This window comes from Gardnerella sp. DNF01157, assembly GCF_049244225.1.
GTDB classification, from domain to species: Bacteria; Actinomycetota; Actinomycetes; order Actinomycetales; family Bifidobacteriaceae; genus Bifidobacterium; species Bifidobacterium leopoldii.
The window spans coordinates 326,873-345,700 of sequence record NZ_CP058388.1; the positions used below are offsets into that span (position 1 = coordinate 326,873).

Consider the following 18,828-nt stretch of genomic DNA (forward strand, 5'->3'; position numbering starts at 1 on the left):
TATACGGAGAGAAATATATGAATTGTCCATATTGCAACAGTCAAAATGCTTATGGAGCTATAGTATGCTCATCTTGTGGAGCTAGTCTTGTGCCGCAGCAAGCTAATTCAAGTTATCAGCCAATGCAAAGTGCTCAATATCAGCAAAATCAAATGAACGATGTACAACAAACGCAGTTCATTCAGCAGAACACGCAAGCTTATCCTCAGCCTGTTTATAGCAGTCAAAATACTTATGAACAGCAGGATTATTCAAATCAACAGTACTATAATCAGCAGGATTATTCGCAAAATCAGCCTACAGAATATTATGCTCCTGATTCGTTTAATCCTAATTTCGTAGCAGGTAATGTTGTGAGAAGCACGCCTATGAAACACAGCACAAAAATTATGCTTATTGTAATTGGCATTGTTATTGTGGTTCTTGGTATAGGTTATACAGTTATTCAACAGAATGTGTATTCTCCACAAGCAACAATTCAACGTTATGTGAAGTCTTTGCAAGAAGGCAATTTTGATGAAGCTAACAATATGACAGATTGGTCTTCTTCTAAAGTTCCAGAAAATTATCGTGCCTTACTTACAAGCGCAATAGGCAGAGCTTCCAAGAATCATATGTCTTACATGAGTGTTGATAGTGGCCCATACAATTCATTTAAGCTTTCTTACAAAATTGGCAATAGTGATGCTTCGGCAGTAATAAGCCTTGTACCAGCTGGCAAACAGTGGCTATTCTTTGACTCTTATAAAGTTCAATATCCACCATTTGGTCACATTACCATAACTGTGCCAAATGAAGTTGATAAAATAAAAGTTAATGATTCTGAAATAAATTTGTCTACTCTCAAAAAATCGCCGAAATATGACGGTGAAAGCTACAGTTCAGAATACGGTTATTCAGTATATACATCAGCTACAGAATATAGACTTCCAGTGTATCCTGGCGCTTACCATATTGAATCTGCAAAAAGTTCGCAACTGTGGACCACAAATTCTGCTGACGCGTCAATTAGCGAAAAAGATAGTTCGGAATCTGCAGTGTTAGAACTAGAAGCTACAGAAACATTAAAGGATGAGCTTACTAAGGCTATTCAAAAGCATGTTGATAAATGTGTAGCGTCAACTGAAACTGATGTTCCAGAGAGTTGTAGATTTGCAAGCTTTAGTTACTATACCAGCTATAAATATGACAATATTAAGCGTAGTGTTAATAGCACTCCTATGTTGGATCAAGTTAACATGTCGTCAGGAACTTTTCAGAGCGATGAGGTTGGTGTAGACATTACTTATCGCTATAAGGACGATGATGATGATAGTGATTGGAGAGACTCGCACACTAGAAATAGTGGTTATGTTTATGGAAAGTTTAGTATTAAAGATAATAAGCTAGTAATAGATTTTAACCAAGACTAAACCTAACGAATGTGCAAAATTTAAAGGCGCATTAAATACGAATAAAAGTTTCCCTCTACAATTTGTTTTGCAGAGGGGAATTTTTTTATAGCGTAGATTTGCGCACTGGTAGATTTGCGCATTGTAAAGTATGACACTAAACGCATTTTTCAGTATGGATATGTTATACTGGTAGTCCGTATATTTAAAGGTTGATATACAAGCAATTTTCAATGAAGAAAGGTAGTCGATGACGTTTATCTCTCGTGCAATACGCTACATTCTGAGGAAACGAATAAAAACAGCAATAGTTTTCATTATTGTATTTCTTATTTCGACATTGTTATTTTCTACTTCTGCAGTTTCAAATGCTGCAGGTAGAGAAGGAGAAAAAGTTGAAGCGCAAGCAGAGTCTAGTTTTGTGCTCGCAAATAACCCTCAAATAAACCCTGGAACTCCTAGAGGAGCTGGAACTGTAAAACCTAAAGATGTACAGGCAATTGCAAAGTTAAATGGAATTGCTTCCTACGTTGTTCGACAAAATGTAACAGCGGATTTAGTTAATGCTAAAGCGGCAAGAATTCCAGGCGTACAAGAGTATGACAATAAGCGTGAACAGCAGTTTGGCAATGCCGTTAATATTGAAGGAACGAATGACTCTACTGGTTTAAATACTTTTAAAACAAAAGCAATAACTATGTCTAAAGGCAAGCATCTTATTGCTAACAACGTTCATGCATCACTAATTCATGAAGATCTCGCTAAAGCTAACGGATTACATGTAGGAGATACTCTTACACTTCGCGCTAATCCTTACGATGCTGACAATATTCAACAATCAACAGCAACAGTAAAAACTCGTATTGTTGGAATTTATGCCGGAGCAAATAAGCGTCAAGTCGCAACTAGGGCGGAATTGACAGCTAATACCGTGTATACGGATTTGCAAACTACTCGCGAATTATATAAATATAAGCCTGGAAAAGAAATATATCAGGATGCAAGTTTTAGAATAAAGCGCGGCGAGGATGCGGATAATATTATGTCTCAAGCTGCGAAATTGCCTATTGATTTGCAAAACTATCAACTAACTCGTGACGATCAGTTCGTTTCTGGTTTGTTGAAAGCAGCAAAGGGAGTGCGCTCAATAATGACTGTTACAACAATTGCTGTTGTATCATTCGCTATTATTGCTTTGGCATTAGTGCTTTTGCTGTGGATGAATGAGCGACGTAATGAAATTGGTGTGTTTGTTGCAATTGGCACTGGCAAATTATCTATAGTTGGTCAATATCTTGCTGAGATTGTGCTTATTTCAATACCTTCGTTGATTGTGGGTTACCTTTTTGCAAAAGTTATAGCTCCGTTGATGGCTAATGTTGCTCTTGGCTCTGTGCAATCATCAGCCGCCCGTGAATTGAGTAATATGGGTCAAGCTGGTGGAAATCTTGAATCAACTTTGGCAACAAAAACTTTGGAAACACTTAGCGTACAAGTAGACGCTCAGTGTTTTGTCGGAGTTTCTACAATTGTTGGTGCAGTAATCGTTATTGCAGTTGTGTTGTCTTATTTGCCAATTATATGCAAATCTCCTCGTGAGCTCCTCGGATTGCAAAAGTAGAACTATGCTGTTTGGCGGCATAGTTTTCATAATTCGTCGTATGAAAGTTATTTGAAAAGTTAGTGAGTAACATTATGAATGGTGAAGTAATTTCTTTATGTGCTCGAGCGAAACTTGCAATATTGCGCAAACCTCGACGTAACGCAATAATTGTGCTGATTATGACTCTTGTTTTAAGTGCGCTAGTTTCACAAGCTGGTATCAGTGCTTCTGTTGAGGGTGCTAGGGATCGTATTCAATCCAGTATTGGCTTAGGTTTTACTGTACGAGCAAAAACTCGAGGTGAAACTCTTCCAGAGCAAAGTAATGCAAATTCTAATTCTGCTACTGCTACATCTAGTTCCTCAATTCCTCAAGATTTGGGCGCAAATGAAGGAATTGACTCTAGTCAAATTCGTAAATTTGCTGCGATTTCGAGCGTAAAAACTGTAGTGGAAGAGCGCGATGTTTTAGCTGTGCCTGTTGGAAAGCAACTTGTGCTTCCTGCGCAGGGTCCAAGACTAGACGATGATGTTTTGGCTCATGCTGCCGGAATTACTGGCACAACAGATTCTCGATTATCTCAAGGTTTTCAAGAAGGATTGTACCGTTTAGAACAGGGTGAGCATATTACTAGTCGTTCTTCTGGTAGAGCAATAGTGCATCGTGATTTTGCTAAGAAGAATAATCTTAAGATTGGTTCTACTATAATTCTTAAGCAAGGGTTTAATGTAAAAGTTCGCGTTGTTGGCATTTTTGCCGGCAAATTGCAAACTAAAGGAGCGCTTCCTTCGGATACGTCAGAAAACCGCATATTTACTGACTTAAGTTCTGCGTTGTCTTTGGCGGGTTCTTCTAATCGAAGTGTTTTGCGTTGTGTTGTTGAGCGTTCTGATTTATTAGCTAGTGCAATACGGGAGGCTAAAAGTATTGCTGGCAAGTGGGCAGATGTAGAGCAGAATGCTTCGCAATTGTCTGATGTAATAAGCTCGGTTAACTCTGTGCAACAACTTGTGCGAATGATTTTTGTGGCACTAAGTTTTGTTGGTATTTTAGTGCTTGGACTTGTATTAGTGTTCTGGGTTAGAGGACGTATGCACGAGATTGGCGTACTTATGTCTATCGGATTATCTAGAGCAATAATAGTTAGTCAATTGCTTGTTGAAATAGCGATACTCAACATTGTGTCATTCGTCATTTCGTTAGGCTTCGGTGCTGCTTTTTCTGGCGTTATTGGTTCTGCGATTTTGCATAGTGCTGATTCGTCATTTATTGCGGATGGTATGCCAGTATTGCCATTGCTGCAAACTCTTGCTGCTTTTGTTATTGGTTTGCTTATTTCAATAGTCGCATTACTTGTTGCAGTGCTGCCAATATTAATAAAGAAGCCTCGGAAAATACTGAGTGCCATGAGTTAGCAGAAATGTAGTTGCGTATGCGAATTTTCTACTAAAAGCGCAATCGCATAAATGGAACAAATCGTATAAATCATATTTAAATTATGTAAAAATAAGGAGCTTATTATGTCGGCTTTATTGCAATTAAAAAATGTGAAGTACACTTACGGACCTGCAAATATTGCGGTATTAAATGACGTGAATGCAGATTTCGAAATTGGCAAAATGTACAGTATCATGGGAGCTTCTGGAGCAGGAAAGTCTACTATGCTCTCACTTTTAGCTGGATTAGATACTCCTTATAAAGGTGAAGTATTGTTCAATGGTGAGGATATTGCAAAAACAGGATATGTTGAGCATCGCAAAAAACATATTTCACTTGTTTTCCAGAATTTTAATCTTATTGACTATTTGACGCCATTAGAAAATTTGCGATTAGTAAATTCACATGCTGATGTTCAAGTGCTAATAGATCTTGGGTTAACTGAAGAAGAAGCAAATCGTAACGTCACTAAACTTTCTGGTGGCCAACAGCAGCGTGTTGCAATTGGACGAGCTTTAGTATCTTCTGCGCCGGTAATTTTAGCTGATGAGCCTACTGGAAGTCTTGACCCTGCAACAACTAAAGAAGTTATTGCAATATTAAAAAAAGCTGCTAGAGAGCATGGCAAATGTGTGATTGTTGTTACTCATGATTCGAAGGTCGCATCTCAAGCTGATGTAAAATACGTGCTAAAAAATAAACAGCTAACGCGACAATCTGCTTGAGCGCCAAACAATAAGCCGACTCTGCGAAATCGTAGAGCCGGCTTATTGGCTAGAAGAACTTAACTACAAATCAGATGTGGAAGTAAAGCTCATACTCGAGTGGAGTTGGAGCCAAGCGCGCCATATCCATTTCCTCATGCTTCAAATTCAGCCAAGTTTCAATCAAGTCGCTAGTAAATACGTCGCCTTGCATAAGGAAGTCGTGATCCTCTTCCAAAGCTTGCAAAGCCTCACCAAGTGAAGAAGGAACTTGCTTAATGCCGTCATGCTCCTCTGGAGGAAGCTCGTACAAATCTTTATCAACAGGGGCAGGAGGCTCAATATGGTTAACAACACCATCCAAACCTGCCATAAGCTGAGCGGAGAATGCTAAGAATGGGTTGCATGAAGGATCCGGTGCACGGAACTCAATTCGCTTAGCAGCAGGTTCCGTACCAGCAAGAGGAATACGAATAGCTGCAGAACGGTTACGAGCAGAGTAAACCAAGTTGACTGGAGCTTCGTATCCTGGAACCAAGCGATGGTAAGAGTTAAGCGAAGGATTCGTAAATGCAAGCACAGAAGAAGCGTGCTTAATCAAGCCGCCAATGTACCAACGTGCAATATCAGAAAGTTGAGCGTAGCCAGTTTCCGCATAGAACAATGGCTTGCCATCCTTCCAAAGCGACTGATGGCAGTGCATGCCGGTGCCGTTATCTCCAGCAATTGGCTTTGGCATAAATGTTGCAGCCTTACCAGCTAAAGCAGCAGTTTCATGAACCACATACTTGTACTTCATCAAATCGTCGCCAGCATGAACAAGCGTATTGTAACGGTAGTTGATTTCCTGCTGACCTGCACCGCCGACTTCGTGGTGAGAACGCTCAAGAATCAAGCCGACCTTTTGTAAATTGCAAACCATGTCATCGCGTAAATCCTGATTGTGATCTACTGGTGGCACAGGGAAGTAGCCGTGCTTTACGCGGTTCTTAAAACCAATATTGTTGCTGCCGTCATCCTCAGTGTCAATTCCGGAATTCCAAGGAGCTTCGTTAGAATCAACCTCATAGAAGGAGCGTTGCATGTCGTTAGCAAAACGCACCTTATCAAAGATGAAGAACTCAGCTTCAGGGGCAAAGCTTGCAGTGTCAGCAATGCCAGTTGACTTCAAATAGGACTCTGCTTTAATAGCGACCTGACGAGGATCCCTAGAATATGGCTCATCTGTTACAGGGTCAACAATAGAGAAAGCAACATTCAGAGTCTTATGCTTACGGAATGGGTCAATATAAGCAGTGTCAACATCTGGAATAAGCTTCATATCTGATTCGTTAATAGCCTGGAAGCCTTGCATTGAAGAACCATCGAACGCCATTCCATCAGTGAAAGCACTGTGCAAGAACTCGTCAGCAGGAACAGTAAAGTGCTGCTGAACGCCAATTAAATCAGTAAATCGTACGGATACGTATTCAATGCCTTCCTTTTCAATGAGGGCTGCGGCATCTTCTTTAGTTTGCAAAGTGGTCATGGCCACCATTCCTTTCTTAAAAAACCCAGTAATGAGTTTATGACTATGAATGCCATTTTGGATTTCAGCGACTCGAATATCTCGTTACGTTTGTGTTACATAATGTTACGTGTAGTTGCGTAGATGCGAATAATGTAATACTACATGCCGCTAATTCGCATTCATCAGTTCGCGCAGTTACAATAGTACCTATGAATTACCAAGAGCAAGAAATGCATGAATATAAGATGCATGAGCATATTAAGGAAAGTGAAAATAAGCTAGATTTAGCTTCACTTTTCCCAGCCAAAGGCGATGATAGAAGGCCGCCAGATTGGCTAGGTCGTGCACTTATTTACGTTGCAATTGTTACTTTTGTGTCCATCTTCCTATGGTTCGCTTGGAATAGCATTTCATTCATTGTTTTCGATGTTGTGATTTCTATTTTTATTGCGCTCGCAATGGAACCGCTTGTTGTCCGGTTAATTAAGCATGGTTGGAGGCGAGGAGTTGCTTCTGGCTTTACGCTAACGGGCTTGCTTGTTGTAATTAGCTTGCTACTTGCTTTGTTTGGTAATTTATTTGCTCAGCAGGTTGTTTCAATGGTTATGGGCTTGCCTGATTTATACAATCAATTTGCAAATTTTGTGCTTCACTATACCGGTTTTAAAATGCCTAATATTGAGCAGCTTGGCATGGAAATTTTGAAGCATGTGCAAACATCTTGGGTTGTTGATTTTGCTGGCCAAGCACTTAACACAACATGGGGATTGATGACTGTTCTGCTTGATTTGCTTACCATTATTATGGTTACGTATTACATTTCTGCAGCAGGTCCGGCTATGCGTCGTAGCATGTGCCGTTGGATGAATCCGCAAGCTCAGCGTCGTTTCCTATTTATTTGGTCAGTTGTTCAAGAGCAGATTTCGAGCTTCTTATTTTCGCGAATTATTTTGGCAGCGATTAACGCAGTGGGTACCGCAATTTTCCTTATTGTGATGAATATACCGTATTGGCTTCCGCTATCCTTATTCTGCGGAATTGTTTCGCAGTTTGTGCCTACAATTGGTGGCTATTTGGGTGGAGCTTTGCCTATCTTGGTTGCGTGGGGTTCCAATGGTTTTGGTGCGGCTGTTGCAACATTAATTTTTATTACGATTTATCAGCAAATTGAGAACATGGTTATTTCGCCGAAGATTTCCGAAAAGACTATGGATCTGAATCCTGCAGTAGCTTTTATTTCAGTTCTTGTAATGGGCGCTGTATTTGGTGCTCTTGGAGCATTTTTGGCTTTGCCTGTGACTGCAAGTTTGCAAGCAATTTTTAGAGTATGCACGAAGCAATATAGTTTAGTTTCTTCTCCGCTTATGAACGATCCTCACCCTGATCACACTTCTATTATTGTTCGTTGCGTTGAGGCGATTGGCCGTAAGTTCATGAATCCAATGAGTGAAAGTGTTCATCGTGTAATGAAAGGCACAAGCTCTCGCATTTCTCTGAACGAGGATATTTTATATTGGTATAAGCAAGCTTATGTGTCAGATTCTGACGATGCGAATAGTAGCAAAGTTTCCTCTAACGATTCTGATCAAACTGATGTATTGGCAACAATGCCAATTTCGCGCGAAATATTAGATGCCGTAAATAAAGATATTGCAAAGCGTAAAGTAGATTCTGAAAATAAGGATTCTCCTAAAGCAAAATTGCAAGTAGGCGAGTCTAAAATAGTAAACAATACAAAAAATACAAAAAATAGTAAAAGTAACGTAAAAAATAATCCACGGAGCGGATGGAAGCGATGATTCTTCTATCAATATTTGATGTACTAGTAATACTTATTGGCATAAGCGGTGTTGTGTATCAAGGTGTTTGTGCCGTTGCATCTTTATTCGCTAAGCCTATTGTTTTTCCTGAAGCGCCAATGGATAAGCATTATGCTGTGCTTATTTCTGCGCGCAATGAGGAAGCTGTTATAGGTAATCTTATTCATTGCATTCAAACTCAAACATATAGACAAGATTTTATTGATATTTGGCTTGTTGCAGATAATTGCACTGATTCTACTGCGCAAGTTGGTCGCAATTGCGGATGCAACGTAATTGAACGTTTTGATAAAGAGCATATTGGTAAAGGTTATGCGCTCAGCTATCTCCTCGATCATATTATGAAAATTGGTGCGGATAAAGTTTATGACGCGTACTTTGTTTTCGATGCAGACAATAAACTTGATCCGCATTATTTTGAGGAAATGAATAAAGGTTTCCACGCAGGATATCAAATTTTAACTAGCTACCGTAATTCCGTGAATCTTTCAGATAATTGGGTTTCTTCTGGCTCTGCACTTTGGTTTATTCGAGAATCGCGATTTACTAACAACTCGCGAATGCTATTCGGTTCAAGTTGCCATGCTGGTGGAACTGGATTCATGTTCTCGCGTGAGATTATGCACAGAAATAGCGGATGGAAATTCCATCTTCTTACTGAGGATCTTGAATTTACTATGGACGCTATTCTTCACGGAGACAAAGTTGGATATTGCGGTTCTGCAGTATTATATGACGAACAGCCTGTGTCGTTTAGGCAGAGCTGGAGGCAGCGCCTTCGTTGGAGCAAGGGATTCTTGCAGGTATTTCGTTACTATGGAGCAGCTCTTATTCGACATGGTATTCGCGAAAGAGATTTTTCGTCGGTTGATTTTACGCTTATGCTTTTCCCGTTTATGGTTTTAGCTGTTGCAAGAATAATACTTGGTTTTATTTTTGCTGCATTTGGATTTGTAACATGGATGAGTCAAATCTCTTCAATGATTAATTTCATTACCACTACTGTTACAAGCGTTTTAGGTATGATGATATTTGTGTCACTCACTATTTTGGTTGAACACGATAAGCTTGGGGCCACGAATAAGGAGCTGTTTGCGTACGCTCTTAGCTTCCCGATTTTTATGCTTTCGTACGTGCCTATTGCGTTCCAAGCTATTTTCTCAAAGAGCGAGTGGAAGCCGATTCAGCATACCGGTCGCTGAGTGAAAGAATGAAATTCTATAGTGTGGAGCGAGTTTTGGGGGATTTTTCTCCTCGCGCGTCCCGTCCTTCAGTCGCTTTGACTGTTAAAGGCGTTTATTGTGTTCGCCTTTCTTTAAAGAATGTTGCTCCATCAGTCCTCTTTTAGCGCTCGTAGAGAAATCCCCCAAACTCTGCGTGCTAACCATTAATAACCTCATCTTATCGCAGAGATTTTTCGATTTTTCTTCTTCGCTTGGCGAATCAGCAGCCTGCGGCTCTGACGTTCGCCGCGCTCAGTGCGAAAAATCTCAAATCTCTACCACACGAATATTAGTACAGTGAAGGTAGCGTACGGAACAGTGATCTGGTGTGATGGTAGGAGGATTTGGGGTGGTGAGTGCGGCGGCTGATGGCGTTGCGATTGCGCAAAGATTGCGGGTGTGAGATAATAAGAAGTCCTGGTGTAAACGTGCAATTGCGCATAATGTGGCGCAATGCGTGCGTTTATCTGTATGTTGCGAGGTTTCTATGGTAGATTCTGTTCCATCTGCAAATATGTCTGGCAGCGTTCCGGTTTTTGGCGCAAACACTTATTCGAGTGATGCTAGCGATAGCAATGCAGATGTTCCAGCGGTTTCTATTCGCGGATTTGTTAAGACTTTTGGCAAGAAAGTTGCTGTAGATAATCTTTCGTTGAGCATTCCAGCAGGCTCTTTCTACGGATTGGTAGGTCCGAACGGTGCCGGCAAAACCACTACGATTAAAATGCTTACGGGCTTGCTTATGCCGGATGCTGGCTCAGCTTCGATCTTTGGCAATGACGTTTGGAGCGATGTAAATAGTGCTAAGCGCGCAATCGGTTTAATGCCTCAAGCAGATGAGATTTTTAAGACAATTACTGGTTTGCAGCTTTTAACTTACGCTGGCATGCTTCGCGATATGAGTCGCGCGGAATCCGTAAAGCGCGCGAACGACTTGCTTTCTGCTTTCGACTTAACAGAAGCTGCAAACACCATGGTTTCTGACTATTCAACTGGTATGACTAAGAAGATTTGCCTTGCAACAGCTATGATCCATAGCCCTCGCGTACTTGTATTGGACGAGCCTTTTGAGGCAGTTGATCCTGTTTCTAGCGCAAATTTGAAGGATATTCTCGCCGAGTATGTTTCTACTGGCGGTACGGTGATTATTTCTTCGCACGTTATGGAATTGGTTGAAAAAATGTGCTCGCACGTGGCGATTATTAACGAAGGTCATGTTGCAGCTTCTGGCACTCTTGAAGAGGTGGCTCAGGGCAAAGATCTTGAAGATCGCTTTATGGAGCTTGTTGGCGGACGTCACGCGGCTGCGCGCATTGATTGGCTTAACGGCGGCAAGTCTGATAACGCTGCTGTTGCTTCTACCAAGTCTGCTAATCTCAACGCCTAATAAGGATGGCCGTAATGTCTATGATTTTTACCATGGTTCGCCTTCGCTGGGCGCTTACTTTTTCCGTTATGCGAAAGTCGATTTGGCAAAAAATCGGCTTTGGTATAGTCATTGTTTTTGGACTTGCGATTATATGCGCTCTTGGTTTTGCGGGCTGGCAAGCAGGAAAGTATCTTAATCCAGGAATGCTTGCAGATACTAAAAATTGGCAGGAATTTCAGTTCGCTCCAATAATGGTTGCGTCGATTGTGTCAATTTTTACGCTGTTTATAAACCTATTTATGTTCGGCAGTGACACAACACTAAAGTCGCGTAGTTTTGCGCTTTACGGCATTCCCTACGTAAAGCAGCAAGCTGGTATGCTTCTTGGCTCCCTTTTTGGAGCGCTTTCTATAAGCTGTACAATCGCGCTTGCTTTGTGGTCTTTAGCGTACAGAAACTTTGGAATTGTGCCGGTTTTAGTAAGCGTAATTGCAGCTCCGCTTTACGTTGCAACAATCGTGTCTTTAAGCAAAATGCTTATTGAGCTTTTGGACACTATTTTAATAAACAAGCGTTCAAGAAACATTTTTTACTTTGCTATTTTCGTAGCGTATATGATTTTTGTTTCCACTGTGAATATTGGTAACAAAAGTCCAAGAGGAATTGTGTTTGGCTTAGGTTTTTGCTCTGCGTCCGCTTTTACTCCATTAAGTGCTGCTATGGCTTTGCCTCTTGATGCCATCAATGGCAATTGGCTTGCGCTTGTTATTCGCTTCTTTATTTGTGTACTAACAATTGCTGCTTGCTTTGCAATCTCTGTATTTTGCGCAAAATTAGAGCCGAAGCTACTTCGCGGTGAGCAAAAAACAGTTGTTAAAACTAAAGGAATTGGCTTGTTTGCTGCAGTTCCAGACAACGTAGTTGGTGCGATTGTTGCGCGAATTATTAGCGTTATGAGAAGAGATATGCGCCAACTATTTTTGCTTATTGCGCCGCTTTTTATTCTGATAGTTGCAGGAGGAACTAGTTTTAATGCTAAAGGATTTAGTTCTATAGCACAGGACATAGGCGTTTCTAGCTGGCTTATGTATGCTGCTTTGCTTATGGGCATGGTTGTTGGAAACAATATTGCATACGATGGCACAGCTTTTACTATGCACGCGATTATTGGAGTAAAAGGTTTGCACGATCGCTTAGCGCACGCAATAGTTTGGTCCGTGATTTGCGCTGTGTACTTTGCAATTCTTGGAATAGGGGTTTACGTTTTCCTTTTCTTCGTAGCAAATGTTCAGCAAAATGTGAATGCAGTTATGTTCCAAACTCTTTCTCCAATCGGAGTAGCTTTTGCATACATAGGCATTGGCTTAGTTTCTTCGTGCATTGCAATGTATCCTGTAGCATCAATCGAAAAGCCATTTTCTAGGCCGCAAGGTTCTGCAGGCGCTAGATCTTTTGCTCCAATAGGTTTTGCGCTTCTTTCTGCAGTATGCATGATTCCTTCGGCTGCGGCTGTGATTGCGTTTATTATTCTTGCGCCGCAACTGCTGTGGATTGCAAGCATTTTGTTTGTAGTAAACGGCTTGATTGTGCTGGTTGTTGGCGTAATTCTTGGCGGCAAATTAATGGATAAGCGCATGATTCGTATTGTAGAAAACTTGCGCAGATTTGCCTCGATTACTGCGTAACTTACGCACGCTTTGTTGCAAGCGCAATGTATAGTTAAGCGCGGTATTTGCAATCGATTTAAAGGTGTGCTCGCATGGAAAGTAGTAAAGGCTCAAACGATGCCTTAAATACTCCTAATGCGAGCACGCCAACGCAAAGCGGCGAACCCAACAAAAGTATTAAACCTAAACCAAGTATTAAACCTAAACCAAGTATCGAGCCTAAAGCAAGTAGTGAATCTAAACCAAGTAGTGCACAGAAGAAAAGTAAATACGCTGCTATGGTTTTAAGAAGCCAATATCCTTCTCGTTGGCGATTACTTATTGCATTTATAGCAGTTATAGTTAGTGCAGCAATTATTTTTACTTATTTTTTGCTTGACGTATACGATATTCTTCCTGGTCCTTTGACGTTGCGAAGCCAACATTATGCTGTAACTGTTTCTTCTCCTAAATCACTTTTGCGAGTTAATTCACTAGCTAAAGGCGTGACTTATGGTAAAGAAATAAATCATTCGCAAGCTCAAAAACTTATTGACGAGTTGGTTTCCGATGCTTCTATGAGTAGCAGCACTTCAGCAGTAATTATGGATGCTAATGGGCGAGTAGTTGCTTCACATGAGCCAAATGCTTTAAGAGAGCCAGCATCAACGCTTAAAACTTTAACTGCTAGCGTGGCTTCTCGCACTCTTGACATGGGTTCAACTCTTGATACTCAAGTATTTTTGTTGCCTAAAACAGGCGGTGAACCAGAACGAGCTTCTAGTGCGAATGCTAGAAAGCTTGTGCTTCGCGGCAATGGTGACATGCTTCTTGGCGTTGGAGAAAACGATTGGAACCATGTTAATGGCAGAGCAGGCTTAACGACATTAGCGAGAAGAACAGCCAACGCTTTGAAACTTGAAAATATTCGCACAGTTTCTTTAGCTGTTGATGACTCATTGTTTGGCGCAAAACGTGCTCCTGATTTGATTTATGAAACAGATGTTGAACGACGCTTTTATGCTCAAACGTCATCTTTGGCTATAGATGATGCTCGTCAGCGTGACCTTTCAGTGCAAGGTGTTGACGCTGATGCTATGACAGATTTTCCGCTTTCTGATCCTCATCCTGCTTTAAGTGTCGGTCGTGTTTTTGCTAAATTATTAAGCAAACAGGGAATAGTTATAAGTAATTATTCTAATAAAACCACTTCTGACGAAAAAAATTCCGGTTCAGACTCGTCTGCAGATGATTCTTCTGAAAATAACAAAGATTCTGAAAATGAAAATAAATCTGCACAATCTGAAAATTTTGTAATACCAGTAAGCGAAACTAAATCGTTAATATCATCTAATTCGCGTTTAATTGCACAAGTTTCTTCTGCACCTTTAAACGAAATAATGGCATATACGCTTCGTATTTCAGACAATACATTGGCGGAAGAGTTTGGTCGTTTGACTGCGCTTGCAACTCACAAATCCAACTCTCCGGAGGGTGCAGTTCAGGCAGTAAAAGAAGGATTACGCAAGCTCAATATCGATATACGTGGTTTGCATATGTCTGATTGCTCAGGCTTGTCTCCAAAATCAAGGTTGCGCGCAACAACGTTAGCTCAAGTACAAGTGCTTAATATTAAAGCCGATTCTGGAGGTGCTGCAGCTGCTGAAGGATTGTCTCTTCCTGGTTTAGTTGGAACAGCAAGAAAGCGTTTAGCGGATGAATCTTCTGCCGGCATGCTTCGCGTAAAGACTGGTTCTTTAAGTGAAGTTACTTCTATGGTTGGTAATGTATCTAGGAAAAGTGGTGGAGTGCTAACTTTCGCTGTTGTTGCGAACCAGCCAGCTGATATTTGGGGAGCATTCGTAGCGATTAATAAGTTTATGGCAGAATTGCCAAAACTATGATTTATGAGTTGCAATTTAGCGTTATCAGCGCGCTACACTAGAAGCTATGGTGTATTCTTCTCGCATACGCGCAGGAATTGGCGCAATCAAGCATTGTTTTGATGAACTTTCGTTGTGTGCTCAAGACGCGCGTTTTTCCGAACATGGCAACCACGCAACAGATGTTGATGCTCCTCTGGTTCTTATTGCGTGCTCTGGAGGTAGAGATTCTCTTGCACTTACAGCATTGAGCGTGATTGTGTGCGCAAGTAGAGGTATTCGTTGCGGTGTTGTAATAGTAGATCACCATTTGCAGCCGCACTCAACTGAAATTGCCAATACTGCTGCTAAGCATTGTTTGCAATCTGGAATAGACGAAAAGTACGTGTATATTCAATCTGTGAACGTCGAAGATTCTGGAGAAGGCGAAGAGTCTGCTGCAAGAAATGCTAGGTATCAAGCAATTATTGAGGTTGCTAAAAAGCAGCAAGCTGCAGCCGTGCTTTTAGCTCACACTGCAAATGATCAAGCAGAAACTGTAATGATGGGGCTAAAAGATTCTGCAGGTTTAGAAGCAGTTGCTGGCATGAAAGCAGTGACATTGCGTCAAAACGTGCTTTTTGCAAGGCCTCTTATTAAGCTTACTAGAGAAGATACTACTGGTATTTGCGAGGATTTAGGTATTTCATGGTGGGATGATCCTACAAATGGTGACGATATTTCGCAAAATGAGGAACTTTCAGAAAATTATCCATTGAGATCTCGAGTTAGACACACGTTAATGCCTTATATTTCGCGATTTTTTAATGCGAATATGGTTACTTTGCTTTCTCGCGGAGCTGAAATAGCTAGAGACGATCTTGACTATATTAATTCTCAAGTTGACGAAGCTAGTTCACAAGTGATGGAATTTGATAAAAATGCGAAAACTGTTAGGTTAAAAGCTGATAAATTAGCGCAATATCATCCATCAATTCGCAGACGAATTATAGTGCGTGCGTTAAGTGAGCTTGGTCTGCGTTTCTCGTCAAGTCACATATCTGCAGTGGACGAACTATGTACAAAATGGCATGGCCAGAAGCCTTTTTCGCTGCCAAATTATTATGAAGCGACTCGGCTCTCGCGCAATATCGTCATTCGCTTATGCAAAGATAGTGAACATGCAAATTGCAGATATACGAGATGACATCGACTATGAATTAATTAGCCACGAAGACCTTATGAAGCGTATTCGTGAAGTTGCTAAACAAGTAAGTGAAGATTACAAAAACCGTAATGTTTTGCTTGTTGCAGTTCTAAAAGGTGCTGTAAATACTCTTGCTGTATTTTCGCAAGAATTAAGCATTAACGCATCAATGGACTTTATGAGCTTGTCTAGTTACGGCAGTGGCACTCAAACTAGCGGACAAATTACTGTCCGCGAAGATTTAAGTACTGATGTGCGCGGTCGAGATGTGCTTATTGTAGAAGACATTGTTGATTCCGGTCGCACGCTAGCTTGGCTTGTAGATGAGCTAAAAGGTCGTGGTGCTGCAAGTGTAAAAGTTTTTGCATTGCTCAGTAAGCCTGCACGTCGCGAAGTAGACGTACAAATCGACTACTCGGGCTTTGAAATTCCTGATGCATTTGTCGTTGGTTTCGGAATGGACTACGACGAACGCTACCGCAACCTCAATAGTATTGCGGTATTAAAGCCATCAGTGTATGGTGCTTGATTTTATAGATTCTATTCAGAATTTTTATATAAATTGAGGAGTTTGAAAGGAGCCTTATTACATGGGCGCTTCTCCTATGACACCGCAAGGCCCAATGGGCGGTCCTGGGCGTGGAAATAACGGAAATAATCCGTTTTTAAATCCACGCAACCCTAGGAATCAGCGAAACAACGGTCAGCAGGGCAAGAATAATAAAAATAACGAGAACAACCATAACAATCGTCGTTCCTTCTGGCAGTCGCCATGGACGTGGATTGTGCTTCTTGTGTTGCTTTCAGTTGTCGGATTCCAAATGTTTGTTCATAACGGATCGCAAACTATCGATACTCAGGATGGTATTGAGTTAGTGCGATCTCATAAAGCAAGTTATGTGGAAATTATTGACAATAAACAGTTAGTTAAGCTTACGCTTGATAGTCCGTTTAAGAAGTTCGATAAACGAAGTAAGCAAAATCGTGACTTTGGCAAGGATGTGCAATTCTACTACGCGTATGCACAAGGTAGGTCAATTGTACAAGAAGTCGAAAAGGCGAAGCCTTCTAACGGCTGGACTGCTAGCTTACAGTCATCTAGCATTATTTCGTATTTGATTACTTCGCTTGTTCCAATATTGTTCTTCCTTGGCATGATTTGGTTCATGTTTAGCAGAATAGGCGGTGCCGGCGGAAGTATGCTTGGCATGGGCGGCGGACGTGGCCGTGGCAAGCTACTCGAAGGTCAGACTCCTAAAACTAAGTTTGCTGACGTTGCTGGCGAACAAGCTGCTGTTGAAGAAGTTGAAGAAATTAAAGACTTCTTGAAGGACCCTTCGCGCTACAAGGCTTTGGGTGCTCGTATTCCGCGCGGTGTGCTGCTTTATGGTCCTCCAGGAACTGGTAAGACTTTGTTGGCTCGTGCTATTGCAGGCGAAGCTGGTGTGCCGTTCTATGCAATGGCTGGCTCTGACTTCGTGGAAATGTTCGTAGGCTTGGGCGCGTCTCGCGTTCGTGAACTTTTTGACGAAGCTAAGAAGAATGCTCCTGCAATCATCTTTATCGATGAGATTGATGCTGTTGGTCGTCGCCGCGGAAGTGGCATGACTGGCGGTCATGATGAGCGCGAGCAGACACTTAATCAGTTGCTTGTTGAGATGGATGGTTTCGACAACGATACTAATTTGATTATTATTGCTGCAACAAACCGTCCAGATGTGCTTGATTCCGCACTTCTTCGTCCTGGTCGTTTTGACCGTCAGGTGGCTGTTGAGGCTCCTGATTTGGAAGGTCGCGAGGCAATTTTGAAGGTTCACGCTAAGGGTAAGCCTTTTGTGCCGGATGTTGATCTTCATATGGTTGCTGTGCGCACTCCTGGTTTTACTGGTGCAGACTTAGCTAACGTGCTTAACGAAGCTGCGTTGCTTTGCGCTCGATCTGGTGCTCAATATATCGATAATCGCGCTATTGATGAGGCAATTGATCGTGTTCAAGCAGGACCTCGACGTAAGTCTAAGGGCATGGCTTTGGATGAATTGCGTAACACTGCTTACCATGAGGGCGGTCATGCTCTTGTTGCTGCTGCGCTGCACCACACGGATCCTGTTACTAAAGTAACGATTTTGCCGCGAGGTCACGCACTTGGATACACTGCTGTGATGCCAACAAGCGACCGTTACTCGCAGTCTCGCAACGAATTGCTGGATCAAATGGCATATGCTATGGGTGGACGCACAGCCGAGGAAGTTGTGTTCCACGATCCAACAACTGGTGCTTCTAACGACATTGAGAAAGCTACTGCCATTGCTCGTAAGATGGTTGTTGAATATGGTTTCTCAGCAAAGCTTGGAGCTGTTAAGTGGATGGATACTGACGAAGATTCTTCTGGTTCACTCGATTCTTTGCAACCTCGCAAGTTCTCGAATCGTACTGCTGAAGTAATCGATGAAGAAGTTCATAAGCTTATCGAAACTGCTCATACTGAAGCGTGGGAGATTATTAACAATAATCGTGACGTATTGGATGAGCTGGTTCGTCAGTTGCTCGCTAAGGAAACTCTTAACGAGAAGGAACTTAAGGAAATCTTCAGTAAGATTCGTAAGGCTCCTGAGCGTACTCTTTGGCTTTCGGACGATAGAAGACCAGATTCTGATCTTCCCCCTGTTGAAATTCCAGAAAGTTTGAAGCGCAACGTTGAAGGTAAGAATGAGCAGACTGAAGCTTCTGAACTTTCTGAATCTTCCAATAATGCAACTTCACAAAACCAGCAGTCTGATCAGATGCCTGTTGATACGTCTATTCAAACTCCTGCACCTGCTCCTCGAACTGTTATTGGAACTGTTAAACCACCTGTTAATCCGCCTACTAATCAAAATGACGGTACTCAATTTGGTGCTTAATAGTGTAAATGCAGTGCTAAAAAGCAGATAAAATAAAGTTATTAATAAACGCTGATAACAATATAATTTATTGCTGTCAGCGTTTATTTTTATTTTTCTAAGAATTTAATAATAAAAATTAGTGCTATATGCAAAAAATTACGCATGTTGATTTAT

13 protein-coding genes are annotated in these 18,828 nt (G+C 41.5%); 12 read left to right on the forward strand and 1 reads right to left on the reverse strand.

The window, feature by feature from the left end; genetic code table 11:
* Window positions 1-17: 17 nt before the first annotated feature.
* From HXT38_RS01155 to HXT38_RS01170, 4 genes are all read left to right on the forward strand, one after another.
* The gene (locus tag HXT38_RS01155) at window positions 18-1,412 is read left to right on the forward strand and encodes a zinc ribbon domain-containing protein (protein ID WP_004107292.1); all 1,395 of its coding nucleotides are present in this window, start codon (window positions 18-20) and stop codon (window positions 1,410-1,412) included.
* A gap of 229 nt (window positions 1,413-1,641) precedes the next feature.
* Window positions 1,642-3,012, forward strand: coding sequence for an ABC transporter permease (locus HXT38_RS01160; RefSeq protein ID WP_004118695.1), 1,371 nt, complete (start codon window positions 1,642-1,644; stop codon window positions 3,010-3,012).
* A gap of 74 nt (window positions 3,013-3,086) precedes the next feature.
* On the forward strand, window positions 3,087-4,409 hold the full coding sequence (locus HXT38_RS01165) for an ABC transporter permease (RefSeq protein WP_004118698.1): 1,323 nt from the start codon (window positions 3,087-3,089) through the stop codon (window positions 4,407-4,409).
* 105 nt (window positions 4,410-4,514) lie between these two features.
* Window positions 4,515-5,156, forward strand: coding sequence for an ABC transporter ATP-binding protein (locus HXT38_RS01170; RefSeq protein ID WP_004107298.1), 642 nt, complete (start codon window positions 4,515-4,517; stop codon window positions 5,154-5,156).
* A gap of 70 nt (window positions 5,157-5,226) precedes the next feature.
* Here the strand turns inward: HXT38_RS01170 and glnA are convergent, their stop codons facing one another.
* Window positions 5,227-6,663 carry a type I glutamate--ammonia ligase gene (glnA, locus tag HXT38_RS01175; protein WP_004107300.1) on the reverse strand — a complete coding sequence of 479 codons (1,437 nt, stop codon included), beginning with the start codon at window positions 6,661-6,663 and terminating at the stop codon, window positions 5,227-5,229.
* Window positions 6,664-6,854: 191 nt separating this feature from the next.
* Here glnA and HXT38_RS01180 point away from each other — a divergent pair, with 191 nt between their 5' ends.
* From HXT38_RS01180 to ftsH, 8 genes are all read left to right on the forward strand, one after another.
* Window positions 6,855-8,444 (forward strand): AI-2E family transporter, encoded by a 1,590-nt coding sequence (locus tag HXT38_RS01180; protein ID WP_004118703.1) that lies wholly within the window; start codon window positions 6,855-6,857, stop codon window positions 8,442-8,444.
* Window positions 8,441-9,667 carry a glycosyltransferase family 2 protein gene (locus HXT38_RS01185; RefSeq protein WP_032835541.1) on the forward strand — a complete coding sequence of 409 codons (1,227 nt, stop codon included), beginning with the start codon at window positions 8,441-8,443 and terminating at the stop codon, window positions 9,665-9,667. Before HXT38_RS01180 ends, HXT38_RS01185 begins: the two co-directional genes overlap by 4 nt.
* A 508-nt stretch (window positions 9,668-10,175) precedes the next feature.
* Entirely contained in the window at window positions 10,176-11,075 is a 900-nt protein-coding gene (locus HXT38_RS01190; protein ID WP_421791904.1) for an ABC transporter ATP-binding protein, read from the forward strand.
* A gap of 14 nt (window positions 11,076-11,089) precedes the next feature.
* The gene (locus HXT38_RS01195; protein WP_421791906.1) at window positions 11,090-12,742 is read left to right on the forward strand and encodes a hypothetical protein; all 1,653 of its coding nucleotides are present in this window, start codon (window positions 11,090-11,092) and stop codon (window positions 12,740-12,742) included.
* Window positions 12,743-12,816: 74 nt separating this feature from the next.
* A complete protein-coding gene (locus HXT38_RS01200) occupies window positions 12,817-14,607 on the forward strand; it encodes a D-alanyl-D-alanine carboxypeptidase (RefSeq protein ID WP_421791908.1) in 1,791 nt (596 codons plus the stop codon).
* Between the two features lie 46 nt (window positions 14,608-14,653).
* Entirely contained in the window at window positions 14,654-15,772 is a 1,119-nt protein-coding gene (gene tilS / locus HXT38_RS01205) for a tRNA lysidine(34) synthetase TilS (RefSeq protein ID WP_064340208.1), read from the forward strand.
* A complete protein-coding gene (hpt, locus tag HXT38_RS01210) occupies window positions 15,747-16,301 on the forward strand; it encodes a hypoxanthine phosphoribosyltransferase (RefSeq protein ID WP_101886119.1) in 555 nt (184 codons plus the stop codon). Before tilS ends, hpt begins: the two co-directional genes overlap by 26 nt.
* Window positions 16,302-16,362: 61 nt before the next feature.
* Window positions 16,363-18,672, forward strand: a complete 2,310-nt coding sequence (ftsH, locus tag HXT38_RS01215) for an ATP-dependent zinc metalloprotease FtsH (protein ID WP_101886118.1) — start codon at window positions 16,363-16,365, stop codon at window positions 18,670-18,672.
* The last annotated feature ends 156 nt before the right edge of the window (window positions 18,673-18,828 follow it).